An 18972-nucleotide genomic window follows, 5' to 3' on the forward strand; every position below is an offset into this window, starting at 1 on the left:
CCATGCCGATCGACGCTCACCAGCACTACTGGGACCCCGCGCGGGGTGACTCCGAGTGGCTGACGCCGGAGTTGAAAATCCTCTACCGGCCGTTCGGGCCTGATGATCTGAAGCCGTTGCGCGAACAGGCCGGCATCGAGCGGACCGTGGTCGTGCAGGCCGCGCCGACGCTCGACGAAACCCGCTACCTGCTCGACATCGCGCGGCACGAGCCGTCGATCGCGGGCGTGGTCGGCTGGGTGCCGCTGTTGTTGCCGAACGCGCCCGATCTGATCGAGGTGCTCGCGCGCGAGCCGAAGTTCAAGGGCGTGCGGCCGATGCTTCAGGATCTACCCGACGACGGCTGGATCGCGAACCCCGATCTCGCGCCGGCGATCGAGGCGCTGATCGCGCACGATCTCGCGTTCGATGCGCTGATCTACGCGCGTCACGTGCAATACGTCGAGATCTTCGCGCAGCGTTTTCCGGCGCTGCGCATGGTGGTCGATCATGGCGCGAAGCCGCCGATCCGCTACGGCCAGGCGGGCTACCCGGTATGGCGCGACGCGATCACGCGGCTGGCCGCGCTGCCGCAGGTGCACTGCAAGCTGTCGGGTCTCGCGACCGAGGCCTCGCCCGGCTGGACCGAGGACACGCTGCGGCCCTACGTCGAGCATCTGCTGAACACGTTCGGTCCCGCGCGGCTGATGTGGGGCAGCGACTGGCCGGTGCTCGAACTGAACGGCGACTATTTGCTCTGGCATTCGGTGGCGACAACGCTCGTCGCGTCGTTGAGCGACGCCGAGCGTGACGCCGTGTTCGGCGAGAACGCCGCCGCGTTTTATCGGCTTTGATTTCGTTAGCAGCCCATTCAACTGGAGTCGTAGATGACACAAAGACTGGCCGGCAAAACGGCCCTGATCACCGCGGCGGGACAAGGTATCGGTCTCGCCACCGCCGAACTGTTCGCGCGCGAAGGCGCGCGCGTGATCGCCACCGATATCCGCATTGACGGACTCGCCGGCAAGCCGGTCGAGGCGCGCATGCTCGACGTTCTCGATGGCGCGGCGATCAAGGCGCTCGCCGCGGAAGTCGGCACGATCGACGTGCTGTTCAACTGCGCGGGCTTCGTACACTCGGGCAATATCCTCGAATGCAGCGAGGAGGACTGGGATTTCGCGTTCGACCTCAACGCGAAGGCCATGTACCGTATGATTCGCGCGTTCTTGCCGGCCATGCTGGAGAAGGGCGGCGGCTCGATCATCAACATGTCGTCGGCGGCGTCGAGCGTGAAGGGCGTGCCGAATCGCTTCGCGTACGGCGCGTCGAAGGCCGCGGTGGTCGGGTTGACGAAGTCCGTCGCTGCGGATTTCGTCACGCGTGGTGTACGCTGTAACGCGATTTGCCCGGGCACGGTGTCCTCGCCGTCTCTCGAACAGCGAATCGCCGCGCAGGCTCAGGCGCAGGGCGCGTCGCTCGATGCGGTGCAGGCCGCCTTCGTCGCGCGTCAGCCGATGGGCCGCATCGGCAAGCCGGAGGAGATCGCCGCGCTCGCGCTGTATCTCGCGTCCGACGAGTCGTCGTTCACGACGGGCCAACTCCATGTAATCGACGGCGGATGGTCGAACTGATTCTGATTGACTGACGAACCGAACACTACTGAACGTAAAGGGAAGTGCAACGATGAAACTGCTTCGTTACGGGCCGAAAGGCCAGGAAAAGCCGGGCCTGCTCGACGCGCAAGACAAGATTCGCGATTTGTCGAAGGTAGTGGGCGATATCGACGGCGTTGTGCTCGGCGATGAAAGTCTCGCGAAACTGCGTGCGCTCGATCCGGCAACGCTCCCGGTCGTCGAAGGTAATCCGCGCGTTGGACCGTGCGTCGGCAAGATCGGCAAGTTCATCTGCATCGGCCTGAACTATGCGGATCACGCGGCGGAATCGAATCTGCCGGTACCGGCCGAACCGGTCATCTTCAACAAGTGGACGAGCGCGATCAGCGGCCCGAACGACGACATCGAAATCCCGCGCGGTTCGAAGAAGACCGACTGGGAAGTGGAACTCGGCGTCGTGATCGGCAAGGCGGCGAAGTATGTCGACGAAGCAAACGCGCTCGAGCACGTGGCCGGCTACTGCGTCATCAACGACGTGTCGGAGCGCGAATGGCAGATTGAGCGCGGCGGCACGTGGGACAAGGGCAAGGGCTTCGACACGTTCGGCCCGATCGGCCCGTGGGTCGTCACGCGCGACGAAGTCGCCGATCCCCAGAACCTGAGCCTGTGGCTCGAAGTGGACGGCCATCGCTACCAGAACGGCAGCACGAAGACGATGATCTTCAGTGTCGCGAAGCTGGTGTCGTATGTGTCGCAGTGCATGAGCCTGCAGCCGGGCGACGTTATCTCGACCGGCACGCCGCCGGGCGTCGGCATGGGCGTGAAGCCGAACCCGGTGTTTCTGAAGCCGGGGCAGACGGTGCGTCTGGGTATCGAAGGGCTGGGCGAGCAGACGCAGAAGACTTACGCGGCGGAGTAACGCGCTTTCTCTTTCCGTCATATCGCTGTGAAATGAAAGGCCGTTCCTGTTTCGCGCAGGAGCGGCTTTTTTCATGGCGTCGCGGCTTTAAGCCCCCGCCTCCTGCTCCCCGTTCTCTCCAATCCGATTCACAGTCCCCTGCGCAACCGCCACCAGCTTCTCGCGATTCCCCTCCATCACGAACACGCTGCACTGGCAGGTCGCCTGATGCCTGCCCGCATAGACCACACTGGCGCGCGCGATCAGCGTGCCCTTCACTGCCGGGCGCAGATAATTGATCTTGTACTCACCGGTCACGACTCTCGGACCCAGCGACAGCGCGCCAGCGAACGTCAATGCATTGTCGGCGAGATAGCTGATGACGCCGCCATGCACGAAGCCATGCTGCTGCCGCAGTTCATCTCGAATCGGCAGGCACAAGGTGAGCTCGTCGCTGCCGGCGTGCATCAACTCCGCGCCTAGCAGCATGCTGAACGGCTGGGCGTGCAGTGCGCCGCGCGCCCGGTCGAGTAGGTCGGTCATCGTGGTTCCTTCGTGCAGGGTCTGGGTAGTACATCGGTGCAACAAAACATCCGCGCGGCGTGCGTCACGCGGTCCCTACCCACTCTAGGAAGTGCCGCTGCGCTGCGCAAGGTGATTCCGCGCGACCAGCGACGCATTGTTGCGCAAAACAACCGCAATCGCGACGATCGACGATGAAACCCGCACGTAGAGCGCTTTTTGCGGGAATTGGCCTCAAGCCGCCAATCGGCCTGCCGTTAACCCTGGTGTACCCCCGTCATCCTTTGTTCCCAGGTGTCCACGATGTTCGGCAAGATCAAGGTCGCATCCGGCCTCCTATGTGTTCTGGCCGCGTTCTGCGTCTTCCAGCTCGTCACGGTCGGGTTGGGCTTCTGGTCACTGACGCGCACGCACGACGACGTCGGCGATCTGTCGAACATCGCGTTGAAGCAGGTCGACGCGGTCAACCAGACGACGCAGCGCCTGATGGACGCGCGCATCAACCTGTCGCGTGCCGGCACGCGCATGGTGCGCGGGGGCACCGAGCCCACGGACATCGTGCAGCACGCTCGCGAACAGCTCGCCGCCGCCGATCAGTCTTTCGCGGCCTTCATGAGCGCGCAGAAGACCAGCGACGAAAACAGCGCGCGCGCCGCCGCGCTCGCCGAACGCTACAAGACGCTGCATGGCGCGCTCGCGGAGCTCGCGCAGTATCTCGACTCGAACAACATCCAGGCCTTCCTCGATCAGCCGACGCAGTCGTTCCAGGACGCCTATCTGGCGGAAGTGCACAACTTCGGGCAATTCGGCGACGCCGCGAGCCGCGCGTCGCTCGAATCGATCGATGCGCGCGTGGCGGCGTTTCGCATCGTCAGCGTGGTGATTTTGCTCGTACTCGTCGCTGGCACGCTCGCCGTCTATACGGCGCTGCGCCGCGGCGTCGTGGCACCGCTCGAGGAAGCGGGCCGCCACTTCGAGCGCATCGCCCAAGGCCGTCTCGATCAACCGATCGCCGCACGCGGCAGCAACGAAATCGGCCGTCTGTTCTCGGGCCTCGCCACGATGCAGGCAAGCGTCGCACGCACCGTCAAGAGCGTGCGCGAATCGGCCGACTCGATCCATCTTGGCGCCAACGAGATCGCGACCGGCAACGCCGATCTGTCGGCGCGCACCGAAAACCAGGCTGCATCGCTCGAGGAAACGGCATCGAGCATGGAGGAACTCACAGCGACCGTGCGCCAGAACGCCGATCATGCGCGCGAAGCCAATGCGCTCGCCGAGACCGCGCTTGACGCGACGTCGCGCGGCAGTGAAGTCGTCAATCAGGTGGTCGACAAGATGCGCGGCATCGCGCAGAGCTCGGACAAGATCGCCGAGATCATCTCGGTGATCGACGGCATCGCGTTCCAAACCAACATCCTCGCGCTGAATGCCGCCGTCGAGGCGGCGCGCGCGGGCGAGCAGGGCCGCGGCTTCGCGGTCGTGGCCGGCGAAGTGCGCGGCCTCGCGCAACGCAGCGCGCAGTCGGCGAAGGAAATCAAGACGCTGATCAGCGAATCGGTCGCGGAGATTCAGGGCGGCTCGACGCTCGTCGAGCGCGCCGGCGAAGCGATGAGTCATGTGTCGGCGTCGATCTCGCGCGTCACGCAGATGATGGCCGAAATCAGCGCGTCGTCGCTCGAGCAGAGCACCGGCATCGAGCAGGTGAATCAGGCGGTCGTGCAGATGGACGAGATGACGCAGCAGAACGCGGCGCTCGTCGAGCAGGCCGCGGCGGCGGCTGCTTCGCTGCATCAGCAAACCGAGCAACTGAAGCAGGCCGTTTCCGTGTTCGAAATTTCTGAAAGTGTGTTGCGTACGCAACAGCGCGGAGCAATGTCCGTCGCAAATGCTGAATTCGCATTGACCGGGATGCACGCCCTTTAAAGCGGCGACGCATGAAAACGACGCAGAAATAGAAAATGGCTCGCGTAAAGCGAGCCATTTTGCATTAAACGCAAGCGCCTGTAGAGGCACCTATCGTGACGTCCAAGTCTGTCTCAAAGTACCCAAAGGTACTTAGACCGGCTGGATGTTCGCAGCCTGCTTGCCCTTCGGGCCTTGCTTGACTTCGAACGACACTTTCTGGTTTTCCTGCAGGGACTTGAAGCCCGAAGACTGGATTTCCGAGAAGTGTGCAAACAGGTCTTCGCCGCCGTCGTCCGGGGTGATGAAGCCAAAGCCCTTTGCATCGTTAAACCACTTAACAGTACCTGTTGCCATTTTTGATCCAAATAAATGTTGTGTATTGCATCGCGACCGCAATTGCTCGAAGGCGAGAGCGAGCGCGAGGGGAGAGTTGTATCACGTCTTTATGACAGACGCCAATCAACCTGCATCCGGGTATTCCCCGGTTTTGATGTTTTTTCGCGCTTTGAGAACGTCTGACGAGAGCTTTTTTGCGCCAGGGTTTACCAGCGACACTAAATTTCTCTCGCGACCCGGCGGCGGACATTCGTCCGTGCGTGCCGCACTTTATTGAGACGATCAAGCGTTGAACTTCATCTATCACTGGCCAAATTCGGCTAAGTTCCCGCTCGAAATTCGGCGTCCACAGGCAGCGCCGCGTAGGCGGTGGCCAGATGATATGGCGTCGTTGACGGCATGTCCGTACGTGCAATTTCGCCGCTCGACGTCTTGCATTCGAACCAGCCGTGTTCATGCAAAAAGCATCGCTGAAAACGTGCGATCTGTTGCGGCAGCGCCGCGCGCACGGCAGGATCGTCGTGACTGGCGAGCGCGCGCAGATATTCCGTCTGCGCCCAGATCCGCTGGCTCGCGTCGCTGACCTTGCCAGCCTCGTCGAGCGATGCGCACACGCCGCCGTTGTCCGGGTTCACGCCATGCTGCTGCGCGAAGGTGAAGGCGCGCGCCAGCGCGTCGGTTAGCCCGGTGCCATTGAACAGCGCGCCCGCCTGCCTGACCAGCCAGTACCACTCGAACTGATGTCCCGGCTCCAGACGGTTGCCGCTCGCGCCGATCGGCAATTCGGCGATACAGCCGCTCGGCGCATGCACGAAGTGTCGCGCGACCGCGCCAGCGAGGCGGCGCAACGCGGCGCCGAAGACGTTGTCCCGCGTCGCCTCGCAGGCGGCGAGCCACGCTTCGGTCAGGTGCATCAGCGGATTCTGCAACGGCGTGCCGGTGACCTTCGAAAAGTCGAGGTTGAGCGCGGCGTTGAACAGATCGCCGTCGGCGGCGAAGTTCGACTGGATCAGCGCGGTCGTGCTGTGCACGAGCTTGAGCGCATCGAGGTTGTCGGAGCGCCGCGCGTATTCCGCGCAAGCGAACACGACGAACGCGTGCGTGTAGAGGTCCTTGGTGGTGTCGAGCGGCACGCCGAGCGCGTCGACGCTGTAGAACCATCCGCCGTGATCGGCGTCCCGAAAGGTGCGGGTCAGCGAATCGAACAGCACGCCCGCGTGTACCATGTCGCCCGCTTGTGCAAATGTGAACAGCTGCCGCGCGCATGCCATCGCCCGATAGCGTTGCGCGGGCAGCGGCTCGCCTCCGGTGGCGTCGAGCGCTTCGTAGGGCAGCTGCAACGCGTGATTGAAGCCGGGCCCGCGCCACATCGGCAGCACCACGTTCGCGAAGTGCTCGCGCAGCGCGGTCACGGCGGTGGTCGTCGAAGCAGGGGGAGGGGGCGTGCTTGGCATCGTCGGTTGGTTCGGGCGCGCAACGCGCAGTGTGTCGAGGCAGCGTTCAGGGCGGCGTTTCAGGATCCCGCTCGCCGAGACTGCTGCGGTGTGCGGCCTAGCATAAAGCAAACGCCTCGCGCTGACACCTTGGGTCAAGCATCCGAAATGCTCGGCGCCGACACCGGGCGACAGACGCATCAGGCGCGACAGATGCACGAGCCGCATGGAATGCGCAACGCGAGGCGCACTGAGCTGCCGCCGCCGCTCATTTCGGATAAGGAGGAACAACAATGCCCGGTAATCTCGAACTCATTTCCCGTCTCGTGCTGGCCGCGATGCTCGGCAGCGTGATCGGCTACGAGCGGGAGCGGTTGTCGTGGGCGGCGGGCTTGCGCACGCACATGTTGGTCTGCGTGGGCTCGGCGCTCATCATGATCGTGTCCGCGTAATTCGTGATGCAGCAAAGCGACGATGTGAACGAGTGCGACGAAGTGATCATCACGCTGCATCGCGTGTCGAATGCGGAATACGAGTCGACCTGCGCTCGGCTTCGGCAATGGCAGGGCGTGCGGGAATTCCAGGGCGACGACGCGAAAGGGCGCAAATCGTCGGGGAATGGCTTCGGCACGGGCGGAGCGCCATGCGACAATGCTGGCTCTAAATATTCCAATGGCAATGACAAGCGGCATCCGGCGCCCCGTTCCTGGCGACGACCGCTTTTTCCTCTATGGCAGATTCCGCAGCATCCCCGCAGTCCATGCCCCCGCGCGTCGCTTCGAAGAAGCAGCGCCAGGGCGCCGTCTCCACCGAAACCGAAAACAAGCTGGCGCGCGCGGCGCGCTCGGCGCAACGCCTCGCGCAACTGAGCGGCGTCGCGCGCGACGACAGCACGCTCGACCTGTTCCCCGACGATCCGATCCGCGCGACGCTCGAGGCGATGAACATCGACGTCCGCCAAGGCACGCTGCACGGCTTCGAACTGCCGGACGTGGTGCTGCAGGCGGTCGGCGCATTCGATGAACTCGGGTCGCTCGACAAAACTGCGCGCCGCGCACCGCGTGCGGCGAAGCTGGATGCGTCGATGCCGGTGAACGGGCAGTTGAGCGGGTTTGACGTCGAGCCGGTGATGGCGGTTGCGGATGCGTCTGCAAACAAGCCCGCGAACGAGCCCGCGAACGGCGCCCCCGACAGCTCAGCGCCGAACGCCGCAGCAAACACCGACGACAAACCCGCGGCAGTGTCGCGTGAGCCATCCGCGCCGCTCAGCTCGGCGATGGCCGCCGCGACCGTCGCGCGCAGCGTGACCGCGTTGCGCCAGGCGGCCGAAGCGGAGTCGGCTGCAACGGCGGGCGCGGGCAAGCCACAGCAGCGTTTCGTCGCGACGTTCGCGAAAGCCGCGACGGCATCGCGCGATGCTGCAGCTGCTACCGCCCCGGCTTCGCTTGCAACGTCCGCTGCGACCGACGGCAGTAGCATGAGCCAGTCCGCCGACGAGCCCGCGACGCGTACACAATCCGCCTCGCCAGAGGCCGTGACCACGAAACGGGACGACAAGCTCTCCGCCACCGCGCAGTTGACGACACCCCGGTCCTCGTCCGCAGACAACCACGCCGGATTCGCCACTTCCTCGCGCGACGCGCGCCGCACCGACGCGGCCGCCGCCGCACTACGCTCGGAGCCGGAACTCGACCGCGCGCGTGCCACCGCGTTCGCCGATACGGTCGATGCGCTCTATGGCGTGATCGCCGATCAACGCCGCGCCGCGACCGATCATTCGCGGCGCGTGAAATGGATGCTGTCGATCGTGGTCGGTGCGCTGCTGGTGACGGTGGCTATCGGCATCGCGCAGACGCTGCTGCTGATGCGCCTCACGCGCGAGACGACGGCGCAGCAACACCGCATCGAACAGATGATGCAGAACCAGCAAGCGGCGATGGTGAGCCTGCTCGACGTGCATGCGGCGACAGTGAACGCCGCGTCGGCGCCCGCGGCCACGACCCCCACCGCAGCACCCCCCGCCGCGCCCCTACAGCCCAGCGCGACGCCGACGCGCGCGCGGCACGCTCGCGCTTCGCACGGGCGCCCGCCGAGTCACTAAATCGGGGACGTTGTCGCCATGCAACACCTCCCGGCCCAATGACATCGAGGCAACCCGCCGCAGCGAAAATTTGCTGCATTGCACTAGCTTTTCCCTAGGGAAAACCCCTATAATCGCGACTAAGGGAAAACCCTAGCAATGCAGTCACTAACCGGGAGTCGCCATGAGCTACATCTTTGCACTGTTCCAAAAGGTCAGCGACCTCTTTGCGTCGCCCCATCTGCCGCTGGATTCGGACTATTCGTACGCAGCGCGTGCCCGTGAAGCACAGCGTCTGCGCCGCGCGCAGGCCACGCTGTTCGGCATCAAGCTGACGGACTAAAACCACCCGCACCTCCCGAGCGCGCGACAACGCGCCGGGCGCGCACCTCGAGTGCGCTTCTCATTGGGCCACTATTCGCGAAACGCGGATCGTGGCTTTTTGTTTTTTGGGGCTCTCTTATCGCGATGCACCATTGCGCAACGAGACAGACGTATCAGCGCCAGGCCCCATGTCTGTCCGGCTCCTTGCGAAATATTTCGGGGCCGAAATGAATGTAACCAGCTTTCGCGCTGATTCAGCGAGTCTAATGAAAGCATCGCCCCTAAGCCTTTGTTGAATGAAGCGCGAAAGCGACACCGCGCTTCCATCATCAGGCCCCATCTATGAAATGCTCGCTTACAAGTGCTAACGTCTTCACGCGATCCGGGCCGCTAAAGTGAGTCTCAAGCGTACGGCGTCTGGTTCGGCTCACAAGCGAAGCGAACGAAGCGAATCGCACGATCCGAGCAAACACGGACGCTGGCCTGGAATAAAACTTTGACGGGAGGTCATTATGAAAAACTTTGGCAAGGCATCGCGCTCGCTGATCGCAACGCTGCTCGCGGGCGGCGCACTCGTCGCGGCTGGTAGCGCATTCGCGCAAGACCGCGTGATCGTCGAACACGGTCCGGCACCAGTCGTGTACGGCCAACCGCATATGATGCCGGTGGGCGTGTCGATCAACATGGGCTGGCATGGCGATCGTTACTGGGACGGCCACCGCTACTGGGAGCACGACGAGTGGATGCGCCATCATCCGCGCGACTACGATCCGCACCACCGCGGCGGCGATCGCGACGATCACCGCCCGCCGCCCCCGCGCTACTAAAGCGCGCCTGATGGCGCCGCAACAGGCGGCGTGAGTCCACGAAGCCGGTCTTCCCTCGAGGGGAAGGCCGGCTTCGTCGCATTTGGGCGTGCGACTCCGACCGTGGTATCGCAGCGTGCTGCGCTATGCTTCGGGGCTTTCATCGACGGCAGCGGGAGCGCGTGTGGACAAGACGACACAGGATGTAGCGATAGGGGTGGTGGGCACGGGACTGATGGGCGTCGGCATTGCGACGCAGGCCGCGTTGCATGGATACCGGACGATCGTTCACGACGTTGATCCGGCGCGACTCGCGAGCGTCGCGCCGAAAGCGCAAGCCGTGCTCGACGAACTGATCGACGCGGGCCGTATCGACGATGCTGCCAAACAGGCGGCGCTCGCGCGCATCGAAACCAATGCGCGACTCGATGCGATCGGGCAAGCGCGCTTCGTGATCGAGGCGATTCCCGAAGTGCTCGAACTCAAACACCGCCTCTACGCGACGCTGACCAGCCTGCTCGCCGATGATGCGATCCTCGCGAGCAACACCAGCGGCTTCCCGCCCGACCAGCTTGCCACCCCGCTGCGCGCGAAAGAACGCTTCGTGATCGCGCATTTCTGGAACCCGCCGCACATGATTCCGCTCGTCGAGGTCGTGCCGGGCACCGAGACCGCGCCCGAAGTCGTCCAGCAAACCGCCGGACTGATGAGCGCGATCGGCATGGAGCCGGTCGTGCTCGCGAAGGCGATTCCGGGCTTCGTCGGTAATCGGCTGCAGTTCGCGGTGCTGCGCGAGGCGTTGCACATCGTGCGTTCGGGGGCAGCGACGCCCGAGGTCGTCGATCGCGTGATGAAAGCTTCGCTGGGACGCCGCTGGGGCATCGTCGGACCATTCGAGGGCGCGGACATGGGCGGACTCGACACGTTCGTCGACATCGCGTCGCATTTGATGCCGCGACTCGCGAAAGACGAGGACGTGATCGATCTGCTGCGCGCGCAGGTCGACGCGGGGCGTGTCGGCGTGCGCAGCGGCGCTGGGTTTCATGACTGGGATGAAGCGCGCATCGCGCGGGTAAAGGAAGGGCGCAAGCGCGTGATCGGGCGCGGCTAGTGCGGTATAAATAGCCGTTCCGTGCCTGGTACTCCGCCGCTTTTCGCGCTAACTGACACACGCGTCGCAAGCGAACCTAAATCAACTCCAAGCCAACCCCAAGCCACTTCATGTCTCACTACTTCTACGACCCCGCCGCCGGTCACGGCCTGCCGCACGATCCTTTCAAGGCGATCGTCGCGCCGCGGCTGATCGGCTGGATTTCGTCGCGCGATGCCGAAGGCACGCTCAATCTTGCGCCATACAGCTTTTTCGGCGCGTTCGCGACCTTTCCGCCGATCATCGGTTTTAGCAGCGAGGGCCGCAAGGACAGCCTCGCCAACATCGAGGCGACCGGCGAATTCGTTTGGAATCTCGCCACCCGGCCGCTCGCGGAGCAGATGAACCGCTCGTCGGCGCCGGTCGCGCCGCACGTCGACGAGTTCGCATTGGCCGGGCTCACGCCGGCGCCGGGCCGCAACGTGGCGGTGCCACACGTGGCCGAATCGCCGGCGGCGCTCGAATGCAAGCTGCTGCAGATCGTGCGTCTGCACGATGTCGACGGCAAGCCGATGGACAACTATCTGTCGCTCGGCCAGGTGGTCGGCGTGCATATCGACGACGCGTATCTGAAGGACGGCCTGTTCGACACGCACGCCGCGCAGCCGATCATGCGCGCGGGTTATCGCGCCGACTATGCGCAGATCGGCGAGATGTTCCAGATGATCCGGCCAACGGCCTGAACTCGCCCACAGCAGCTTCCGCTGATTAGCGGATCGCTCAAGGTGTCACCGGCGGCGGCTTGCGTGGGGACTGCGCGGACATTTTTGCCGCGGAGTCGCTGTTGCCGCTCCCGCTCCCGCCCACGGGCGCATCCACTTCAACCTCGACGACCGCAGCCGCGACCGGCGCGGCCGCCGTGACTTCCGCCGCAATCGCCGCGGGCACCGGCTGGATCGGGCGCGCACGCGAACTGACGAGCACCGCGCGCGGTTCATTGTCGTAAATCACGGCCCGCACGCGCGGATAAATGTCCCGCTCCCAGCGACGTCCGCTGAACACGCCGTAGTGGCCGACGCCCGTTTGCACGTGATGCGTCTTCAGATACGGCCGCAGACGATCGCACATGTCCTGCGCGGCGAGCGTCTGACCGACCGCGCAGATATCGTCCTTTTCACCTTCCACGGTCAGCAATGCGGTGCGGCGAATCTTCGACGGCTCGACCAGACGCCCCTCGACTTCGAGCGCGCGTAACGGCAGCGCATGCTGCTGGAACACGGTGTCGACGGTCTCCAGATAGAAGTCGGCGGTCAGATCCATCGTCGCGAAGTACTCTTCGTAGAACGTGCGAATCGTGTCGGCTTTCCGCGGATCGCCCTTGCCGCGCTCGTAGTACATCGTTTCGAACGAGTCGGCGTGGCGGCCCGGATTCATCGCCATGAACGCGGCCAGCTGCACGAAACCCGGATACACGCGACGGTGCGCACCGGCAAACCCGAACGGCACCGCGCTGATCAGATTGCGCTCGAACCACTCGATCGGCCGGCTCCTGGCCAGTTCGTTGACGCGCGTCGGATTGATGCGCGTGTCGATCGGGCCGGCCATCAGCGTCATGCTGGCCGGCTGCGCGGGATGGTCGTCGGCGGCCATCAGCGCGACGGCGGCGAGCGCTGCGACGGTCGGTTGACAGACCGCGAGCAGATGCGTGCCGGACCCGATCGCCGCGGTGAAGTCGATCACGTGGCGCACGAATTCATCGAAGCCGAAGCGGCCTTCGCCGAGCGGCACGTCGCGCGGGTTGTGCCAGTCGGTGATATAGACGTCGTGCTCGGTCAGCATCGTGCGCACGGTTGCGCGCAGCAGCGTCGCGAAGTGGCCCGACATTGGCGCAATCATCAGCACGCGCGGCTGCGGCGTTGAAAGCACGGCGTCCTTGCGAAAATGCAGCAGCGAGCAGAACGGCGTGCGCGCGACGACTTCCTCGACCACCGCGACCGGCTCGCCTTCGGTGACGACGCTGCCGATGCCGAACGGCGGCCGCTTCGGCGTGAGTCCGCCGAGCATGAGAAGTTCGCACGTCGCGCGCAGCGAGCGTCCGTGCGGCGTAGCCGCGAATGCGGACCACGCATCGAGCGAACGGTTCGCCAGCGCCGCGCCGTGCCGCAGCGGTAGCAGCAGGTCGGCGCAGGCCTGATAGGCGGGATAGGCGAACAGATTCATACTTTCACTCGAATGCGCCAGAAAGCCAGGAACTCGAATAAAAGCAAGTGATGCGCCAGGCGCTGGCGCGCGTTGCCCCCTGTGTCGCGTCATATCTGCGTGGGTCGGCATATCACTTGCGTGCATAGGCGAAATGGGCCGGCCTTGCCGCGCTTTGGTGCGCGCGCGCACCGCGGCGTGCATGGGTGCAGGCACGCGCGGCGCGATGCCCGATCTGGAGGACACACGTATGGGAAATACTACGCTCACGATAAGCAGCAGGAATTATTCGTCGTGGTCGCTGCGCGGCTGGCTGCTGACGAAGTTCAGCGGCTTGCCGTTCGAAGAAATCGTGGTGCCGATCGACGACCCCGCGACGCGCGCCGAACTATTGCTGCTGTCGCCGTCGATTCTGGTGCCATGCCTCGTGCACGACGGCGTCAAGGTCTGGGACACGCTTGCGATCGCCGAATATCTGCACGAGCTGAAGCCGCAAGCCGCGCTGTTGCCGCACGAGATCCGCGCCCGCGCGCATTGCCGCTCTATCTGCGGCGAGATGCATTCGGGGTTTGCGTCGTTGCGTTCGGCGCTGCCGATGAACCTGAAGGCGCATTTCCCGGGCTTCAAGGTATGGGCGCGCGCGCAGTCGGATATCGAGCGGATCGTGACGATCTGGCGTGAATGTCTGAAGGAGTACGGCGGCCCGTTCCTGTTCGGCGAGCGGACCGCCGCGGACGCGATGTACGCACCGGTGGTTACGCGTTTCGTGACATATGACGTGCAACTCGATCCGGATATGGTCGAATACGGGCAGCGCATCATGGCGCTGCCCGAAATGCGCGAGTGGATCGCGCTCGCGCGTCAGGAGGTCGAGGAGATCGATGAACTGGACGTCGAGTTCTGAGCGCGGCGGCCGCCGTCCGCGGCCGTCCGCATCAAGCAGATCCGTCAGCCGCGCTCGCCTTCGAGCTTGAACACGCTGACCAGTTGCGCGAGCCGCGCAGCCTGCTCGCGCAACTCGGCCGCCGCGGCTTCCGCATCGACGACGATCGTCGCATTCTGCTGCGTCGCCTCGCCGATCTGCGTGACCGCCAGGTTGACCTGTTCGATGCCGCCCGACTGCTCGCGCGACGCGACATTGATTTCGCTCATGATCGCGCGGACCTGACCGACCTGAGTGACGATTCCCTGCATCGTCGCGCTCGCTTCTTCGGCGATGCGAAAACCGCTGTCGACGTTCGCGCTCGACACCGCGATCACCCCCTCGATCTCCTTCACCGCCGCCGCGCTGCGCTGCGCGAGCGCGCGCACTTCCGACGCGACGACCGCGAAGCCCTTGCCGTGCTCGCCCGCGCGCGCCGCTTCGACGGCCGCGTTCAACGCGAGGATGTTGGTCTGGAAGGCGATGCCCTCGATCACCGTCGTGATCTCGGCGATCTTCTGCGACGAGCGGCCGATCTCGCCCATCGTCGACACCACGCGCTCGACCGCGCGGCCGCCTTCGAGCGCGGCGTCGGCGGCGTGGGTGACGAGGGTGTTCGCTTCGGTCGCGTGATCGGCATTCTGCTGCACGGTCGACGTGATCTGCTCCATGCTCGCCGCGGTCTCTTCGAGGCTGCTCGCCTGGGTCGCGATGCGCATCGCGATGTTGCCGCTGCCGGTGGCGATCTTCTCGGTGCCCGCCGACATGTCGACCGACGCGTTGCGCACCTGCGCGACGATGCGCGCGAGGCCTTCGCCGATGCCGTCGATCGCCAGCATCAGGCGGCCGATCTCGTCGGCGCGCGCGCGGCCGTGCTGCGCGACGCGCACGCTCAGATCGCCCGCGGCGAGACGCTCCGACGCACGCGCGGCTTCGTCGAGCGGACGGCTGACGAGCCGCCGCACCGCGACGAGGAACACGATCGCGAACAGGCCGACCAGCGCGAGGCCGAGCAGCATGAAGGCGTTGCGGGTGCGCACGACCTCGGCCATCACTTCGTCGCGCGGCGCGACGCCGCCGACGAGCCACTGCCACTCCGGCACCGTGACGAACGACACGAACTTGTCGCGCGCGTCGCTCTCGCCGAGCGTCGCGTCGGCCGAGCGGTAGTCGAGCTCGCCCTGCTTCATGTCGAGCATGCGCTGATACGGCGCGTTGGCGTCGTCGGCTTTCTGGCCCGCGGCGGCCGGATGCACGAGCAGCTTGCCGCGCTCCGCGCCGCTCGACGCGTCGAGCACGAAGTAATAGCCGCTCGCGCCGATCTTCAGCGCGTGGATGCCGTCCTGGACCGACTGAATCTCCTTGTCCACGTCGACGCCGACGAACAGCGCGCCGATCACGCGGCCGCTCGCGTCGGCGATCGGCCGGTACTGCGTGATCATGCGCTTGCCGAACAGCATGGCGAGGCCGGTGTACGAGCGGTTCGCGAGCAGCGGCGCATACGCCGGCCCCTTGCGGTCGAGCAGCGTGCCGACCGCTCGGGTGCCGTCCTGCTTCTTCAGCGAGGTGGTCACGCGCACGAAGTCGTCGCCGCTGCGCGCAAACACGGTCGCGACCGCGCCGCTGCGTTCGAGGAACTGGTCGGGAATCGTGAAGTCGAGATTCATCACCTTGCCGCCGGCCTTGAAAGTCGGCGTCGCGGTGCTCCCGATGTCGACTTTCTGCGTGTCGTCGAGCGAGAAGTCGGTGGGCAGGAAGCTCGCGAACAGCGCCATCGACCGATCGACTTCGGCCGACAGCGCCTTGTCGAACAGCTCTATCATCGCGGCGATCGAGCGGTCTTTTTCGGCGATGCGGGCGAGCACCTGGTCGCGCACCTGGTCGCCGGCGGCGCGCGCGAGCGCCCACGCGAAGGTGCTGATAATCAACGCGACCAGCACGCAGGAGAGCACGGCAAGCCGCGCGCCGACGCTGGCGCGGCGCAAGAAGAGAAAGTTCATGGGCAGGCGTGAAAAGGGGACAGGCGACGCGCGCGTCGGGCATGGCCGCGAACGGCATCGATTTACTGGTTTACGGCTCGGGAGACGGCAGCTTTAGGGCGACTGAAAGCCGCCCGTAATAGGCTGAAAGGGGCCACAAAAAACGGGCCCCGAAAAAGGGACGAGGCGGAATGCGGAAGGTGTTGCTGCGTTGCTCAGCGCACCGGATCGACGGTTCGGCCGGGCGCGCTTCGCCACGTCCGCAACAACAACGCATTGGTGACGACGCTGACGCTCGAAAACGCCATCGCCGCGCCCGCGAGCATCGGATTCAGCAAGCCGAACGCGGCCAGCGGAACGCCGATCAGGTTGTAGACGAATGCCCAGAACAGGTTCTGCTGGATCTTGCGCCAGGCTCTGCGCGAGATGTCGATCGCGTCGGCGACGAGCGCCGGGTCGCCGCGCATCAGCGTGATGCCGGCGGCATGCATGGCGACGTCGGTGCCGCTCGCCATCGCGATGCCGATGTCGGCGGCGGCGAGCGCGGGCGCGTCGTTGATGCCGTCGCCCGCCATCGCGACGATGCCGGCGTGGCGCATCTTCAGGTCGCGGATCACGCGGGCCTTGTCGTCGGGCAGCACCTCGGCGTGGAATTCGTCGATGCCGAGCGCCCGCGCGACGCTCGCCGCACTGCCGCGGTTGTCGCCAGTCACGAGCACGCTGCGGATGCCCATCTGCGCGAGCCGCGCGACGGCCGCGCGCGCGGTCGGCTTCACCGTGTCGCCGAACGCGATCAACGCGAGCACTTCGGGGGCGTGAGGCGCGCGCGTCATCAGCCACGACACGGTGTTGCCCGCCGCTTCGAGTTCCTGCGCGCGCGCGGCAAGCGCGGTCGGCAGCGCGATGTCGAGCTCGCGCAGCCAGCACGTGCTGCCGAGGGCGAGCGTGCGGCCGTCGACGTCGGCTTCGACGCCCCGGCCGGCGACGGCGCGAGAGGCGGTGGCGCCTGGCCCGCCCTCGTGTTCGCCGGCCATTTGCCCGAGCTGAGCCTCGTGCGCGCGCATCACCGCTCGCGCGAGCGGATGATCGCTATGCCGCTGCACCGCCGCCGCGAGCGCGAGCGCTTGGTCGCGGCTCGAGCCGCCGATCGGCTCGAACGCCGTTACCGATGGTTGGCCGAGCGTCAACGTGCCGGTTTTGTCGAACGCGACGATCGACACGCGATGCGCGATTTCCAGCGCTTGCGCGTCCTTGATCAGCACGCCGTGGCGCGCGGCGACGCCGGTGCCGGCCATGATCGCGGCGGGCGTCGCGAGGCCGAGCGCGCACGGGCAGGCGATCACCAACACCGCGACCGCGTTCAGGATCGCGGTTTCCGCGCCCGCGCCGGCGAGCAGCCAGCCGATCAGCGTTAGCGCGGCGAGCGCGAGAATCGCCGGCACGAAGACTTCGCTGACGCGGTCGACGAGCCGCTGGATCGGCGCCTTCTCGGCCTGCGCGCTTTCGACCAGCCGGATGATGCGCGCGAGCGTCGTCTCCGCGCCGATCGCGGTGGTCGTCACCACGAGCGCGCCTTCGCCGTTGATCGAGCCGGCCGTGACGGCGTCGCCGGTCTGTTTCGGCACCGGCAGGCTTTCGCCGGTGATCAGCGCTTCGTCGATATGCGTGCGGCCTTCGAGCACCGCACCGTCGACCGGTACGCGCTCGCCCGGCCGCACGATCACGACGGTGCCGACCCGCACCTGCGCGAGCGGCACCTCGCGTTCGCCGGCGCCGTCGCGGATGCGCGCGCGCTCGGGGCGCAGCGCGTTGAGCGCACGGATCGCGTCGGTGGTCTGGCGCTTGGCGCGCGCCTCGAGCCACTTGCCGAAGCGCACCAGCGTGATCACGACCGCCGATGCCTCGAAGTACAGATGCATCGTGTCGCCCGGATGCATCGCGAGTTCGTAGACGCTGATGCCGTACGCCGCCGATGTGCCGAGCGCAACCAGCAGGTCCATGTTACCCGCGCCGGCGCGCACCGCGCGCCAGGCTGCGCGATAGAAGCGCGCGCCGAATACGAACTGCACGATCGACGCGAGCACGAATTGCAGCCAGGCTGGCAGCATCGCGTGGAGGCCGAACCATTCGCCGAACATCGGTGCGACGAGCGGCAGCGTCAGCAGCGCGGACGCAACGACGCTCGCGAGGTCGCGGCGGGTTTGAATCCGCTTGCGGTCGACGACGGGGGCGTGGGTCGTGTCGAGGATGTCGCTTTCGTCGCCGGACGCGGCGATAGCTGCCGTTGTCCTGGTTGGAGCGGCAGCAGCGGGCGGCGCGCTCAACGTCGCTTCGTAGCCAGCTTTCCTGACGGCGGCGATCAGCGCGCCGGTATCGGCGGATGCGGTGCCTTGTGGATGAACGGTGGCGGTTTCGGTCGCCAGATTGACCGACGCGCGCGCGACCCCAGGCACCTTCGCGAGCGCTTTTTCGACGCGCAACGCACAGGCTGCGCAGGTCATGCCGCCGATCTCCAGTTCAATGGTTCCCGGCGTGGCGGCGGGTGTCGCGGTTTGCGTCGCGGTTGGCGCGGCAAGCTCGGCGTTCGCGACCGGCGTCGCTTCGTATCCGGCCTTGCGCACGGCATCGGCCAGTTGCTGAGGCCCGAGCGTCGCGTCGCTTTCCACGCGGGCGCGCTCGGTCGCGAGATTCACCGACGCGCGCGCCACTCCCGGCAGCTTGGTCAGTGCTTTCTCGACGCGGCTCGCGCACGACGCGCAAGTCATCCCGCCGATGTCGAGTTCGACGACGCGCGTGGGCGAAGAAGAAGCGGCAGCGTCGGCGGGGCGCTGCGGGTTGGCAAGTGCGGTCATGGCAGGCGAGGCTCGTGGCGGCATTGGGCCG

General features: G+C 65.7%; 16 protein-coding genes and 1 pseudogene. 11 read left to right on the plus strand and 6 right to left on the minus strand.

Annotation, left to right across the window (positions count from 1 at the left end):
- Nucleotides 1-2 precede the first annotated feature (2 nt).
- Genes OKW41_RS04065 through OKW41_RS04075 form a run of 3 tightly spaced genes read left to right on the plus strand, consistent with a single transcriptional unit; the run spans nucleotide 3 to nucleotide 2511 of the window.
- Entirely contained in the window at nucleotides 3-833 is an 831-nt protein-coding gene (locus OKW41_RS04065; RefSeq protein WP_429571657.1) for an amidohydrolase family protein, read from the plus strand.
- Between the two features lie 33 nt (nucleotides 834-866).
- On the plus strand, nucleotides 867-1610 hold the full coding sequence (locus tag OKW41_RS04070) for an SDR family oxidoreductase (RefSeq protein ID WP_429571658.1): 744 nt from the start codon (nucleotides 867-869) through the stop codon (nucleotides 1608-1610).
- A 52-nt stretch (nucleotides 1611-1662) separates the two neighbouring features.
- A complete protein-coding gene (locus OKW41_RS04075; protein ID WP_429571659.1) occupies nucleotides 1663-2511 on the plus strand; it encodes an ureidoglycolate lyase in 849 nt (282 codons plus the stop codon).
- An 87-nt stretch (nucleotides 2512-2598) separates the two neighbouring features.
- Here the strand turns inward: OKW41_RS04075 and OKW41_RS04080 are convergent, their stop codons facing one another.
- Entirely contained in the window at nucleotides 2599-3033 is a 435-nt protein-coding gene (locus OKW41_RS04080; protein WP_429333103.1) for a PaaI family thioesterase, read from the minus strand.
- A 282-nt stretch (nucleotides 3034-3315) separates the two neighbouring features.
- On the opposite strand from OKW41_RS04080, the gene OKW41_RS04085 reads away from it, so the two are divergent.
- Entirely contained in the window at nucleotides 3316-4938 is a 1623-nt protein-coding gene (locus OKW41_RS04085) for a methyl-accepting chemotaxis protein (protein WP_429571660.1), read from the plus strand.
- A 132-nt stretch (nucleotides 4939-5070) separates the two neighbouring features.
- Here the strand turns inward: OKW41_RS04085 and OKW41_RS04090 are convergent, their stop codons facing one another.
- Together OKW41_RS04090 and OKW41_RS04095 are read right to left on the minus strand one after the other, a co-directional pair.
- Nucleotides 5071-5274, minus strand: coding sequence for a cold-shock protein (locus tag OKW41_RS04090; protein WP_018424088.1), 204 nt, complete (start codon nucleotides 5272-5274; stop codon nucleotides 5071-5073).
- Nucleotides 5275-5576: 302 nt separating this feature from the next.
- Complete coding sequence (locus OKW41_RS04095; protein ID WP_429571661.1) at nucleotides 5577-6710, minus strand: AGE family epimerase/isomerase; 1134 nt, start codon at nucleotides 6708-6710, stop codon at nucleotides 5577-5579.
- A gap of 272 nt (nucleotides 6711-6982) precedes the next feature.
- On the opposite strand from OKW41_RS04095, the pseudogene OKW41_RS04100 reads away from it, so the two are divergent.
- The 6 genes and pseudogenes from OKW41_RS04100 to OKW41_RS04125 all read left to right on the plus strand — a co-directional run.
- Nucleotides 6983-7138 (plus strand): annotated as a pseudogene (locus OKW41_RS04100) (MgtC/SapB family protein); the annotation flags it as partial.
- A 281-nt stretch (nucleotides 7139-7419) separates the two neighbouring features.
- The gene (locus OKW41_RS04105; RefSeq protein WP_429571662.1) at nucleotides 7420-8790 is read left to right on the plus strand and encodes a hypothetical protein; all 1371 of its coding nucleotides are present in this window, start codon (nucleotides 7420-7422) and stop codon (nucleotides 8788-8790) included.
- Between the two features lie 163 nt (nucleotides 8791-8953).
- Nucleotides 8954-9112: a hypothetical protein gene (locus OKW41_RS04110; protein WP_429444878.1), complete on the plus strand. Its 159-nt coding sequence runs from the start codon at nucleotides 8954-8956 to the stop codon at nucleotides 9110-9112.
- A gap of 493 nt (nucleotides 9113-9605) precedes the next feature.
- Nucleotides 9606-9920, plus strand: coding sequence for a hypothetical protein (locus tag OKW41_RS04115; RefSeq protein ID WP_429444879.1), 315 nt, complete (start codon nucleotides 9606-9608; stop codon nucleotides 9918-9920).
- A 214-nt stretch (nucleotides 9921-10134) separates the two neighbouring features.
- Nucleotides 10135-11010 carry a 3-hydroxyacyl-CoA dehydrogenase family protein gene (locus tag OKW41_RS04120; RefSeq protein WP_429446902.1) on the plus strand — a complete coding sequence of 292 codons (876 nt, stop codon included), beginning with the start codon at nucleotides 10135-10137 and terminating at the stop codon, nucleotides 11008-11010.
- A gap of 110 nt (nucleotides 11011-11120) precedes the next feature.
- Nucleotides 11121-11732 (plus strand): flavin reductase family protein, encoded by a 612-nt coding sequence (locus tag OKW41_RS04125; RefSeq protein ID WP_184037964.1) that lies wholly within the window; start codon nucleotides 11121-11123, stop codon nucleotides 11730-11732.
- 37 nt (nucleotides 11733-11769) lie between these two features.
- Here the strand turns inward: OKW41_RS04125 and OKW41_RS04130 are convergent, their stop codons facing one another.
- Entirely contained in the window at nucleotides 11770-13209 is a 1440-nt protein-coding gene (locus tag OKW41_RS04130) for a polyhydroxyalkanoate depolymerase (protein WP_429571663.1), read from the minus strand.
- 229 nt (nucleotides 13210-13438) lie between these two features.
- On the opposite strand from OKW41_RS04130, the gene OKW41_RS04135 reads away from it, so the two are divergent.
- The gene (locus OKW41_RS04135) at nucleotides 13439-14092 is read left to right on the plus strand and encodes a glutathione S-transferase family protein (protein WP_429444885.1); all 654 of its coding nucleotides are present in this window, start codon (nucleotides 13439-13441) and stop codon (nucleotides 14090-14092) included.
- 44 nt (nucleotides 14093-14136) lie between these two features.
- Here the strand turns inward: OKW41_RS04135 and OKW41_RS04140 are convergent, their stop codons facing one another.
- Both OKW41_RS04140 and OKW41_RS04145 read right to left on the minus strand, forming a co-directional pair.
- Nucleotides 14137-16110 (minus strand): methyl-accepting chemotaxis protein, encoded by a 1974-nt coding sequence (locus OKW41_RS04140; protein ID WP_429571664.1) that lies wholly within the window; start codon nucleotides 16108-16110, stop codon nucleotides 14137-14139.
- Between the two features lie 194 nt (nucleotides 16111-16304).
- Nucleotides 16305-18941 (minus strand): heavy metal translocating P-type ATPase, encoded by a 2637-nt coding sequence (locus tag OKW41_RS04145; RefSeq protein ID WP_429571665.1) that lies wholly within the window; start codon nucleotides 18939-18941, stop codon nucleotides 16305-16307.
- Nucleotides 18942-18972 lie beyond the last annotated feature (31 nt).

This window comes from Paraburkholderia sp. UCT70, from assembly GCF_050434085.1.
In the GTDB taxonomy this organism is placed as follows: domain Bacteria; phylum Pseudomonadota; class Gammaproteobacteria; order Burkholderiales; family Burkholderiaceae; genus Paraburkholderia; species Paraburkholderia tuberum.

Bases quoted from the DNA above. Each gene is read 5' to 3' on its own strand.
- OKW41_RS04065 (WP_429571657.1), top strand. From the start codon at position 3: ATGCCGATCGACGCTCACCAGCACTACTGGGACCCCGCGCGGGGTGAC.
- OKW41_RS04070 (WP_429571658.1), top strand. From the start codon at position 867: ATGACACAAAGACTGGCCGGCAAAACGGCCCTGATCACCGCGGCGGGA.
- OKW41_RS04075 (WP_429571659.1), top strand. From the start codon at position 1,663: ATGAAACTGCTTCGTTACGGGCCGAAAGGCCAGGAAAAGCCGGGCCTG.
- OKW41_RS04080 (WP_429333103.1), bottom strand. From the start codon at position 3,033: ATGACCGACCTACTCGACCGGGCGCGCGGCGCACTGCACGCCCAGCCG.
- OKW41_RS04085 (WP_429571660.1), top strand. From the start codon at position 3,316: ATGTTCGGCAAGATCAAGGTCGCATCCGGCCTCCTATGTGTTCTGGCC.
- OKW41_RS04090 (WP_018424088.1), bottom strand. From the start codon at position 5,274: ATGGCAACAGGTACTGTTAAGTGGTTTAACGATGCAAAGGGCTTTGGC.
- OKW41_RS04095 (WP_429571661.1), bottom strand. From the start codon at position 6,710: ATGCCAAGCACGCCCCCTCCCCCTGCTTCGACGACCACCGCCGTGACC.
- OKW41_RS04105 (WP_429571662.1), top strand. From the start codon at position 7,420: ATGGCAGATTCCGCAGCATCCCCGCAGTCCATGCCCCCGCGCGTCGCT.
- OKW41_RS04110 (WP_429444878.1), top strand. From the start codon at position 8,954: ATGAGCTACATCTTTGCACTGTTCCAAAAGGTCAGCGACCTCTTTGCG.
- OKW41_RS04115 (WP_429444879.1), top strand. From the start codon at position 9,606: ATGAAAAACTTTGGCAAGGCATCGCGCTCGCTGATCGCAACGCTGCTC.
- OKW41_RS04120 (WP_429446902.1), top strand. From the start codon at position 10,135: ATGGGCGTCGGCATTGCGACGCAGGCCGCGTTGCATGGATACCGGACG.
- OKW41_RS04125 (WP_184037964.1), top strand. From the start codon at position 11,121: ATGTCTCACTACTTCTACGACCCCGCCGCCGGTCACGGCCTGCCGCAC.
- OKW41_RS04130 (WP_429571663.1), bottom strand. From the start codon at position 13,209: ATGAATCTGTTCGCCTATCCCGCCTATCAGGCCTGCGCCGACCTGCTG.
- OKW41_RS04135 (WP_429444885.1), top strand. From the start codon at position 13,439: ATGGGAAATACTACGCTCACGATAAGCAGCAGGAATTATTCGTCGTGG.
- OKW41_RS04140 (WP_429571664.1), bottom strand. From the start codon at position 16,110: ATGAACTTTCTCTTCTTGCGCCGCGCCAGCGTCGGCGCGCGGCTTGCC.
- OKW41_RS04145 (WP_429571665.1), bottom strand. From the start codon at position 18,941: ATGACCGCACTTGCCAACCCGCAGCGCCCCGCCGACGCTGCCGCTTCT.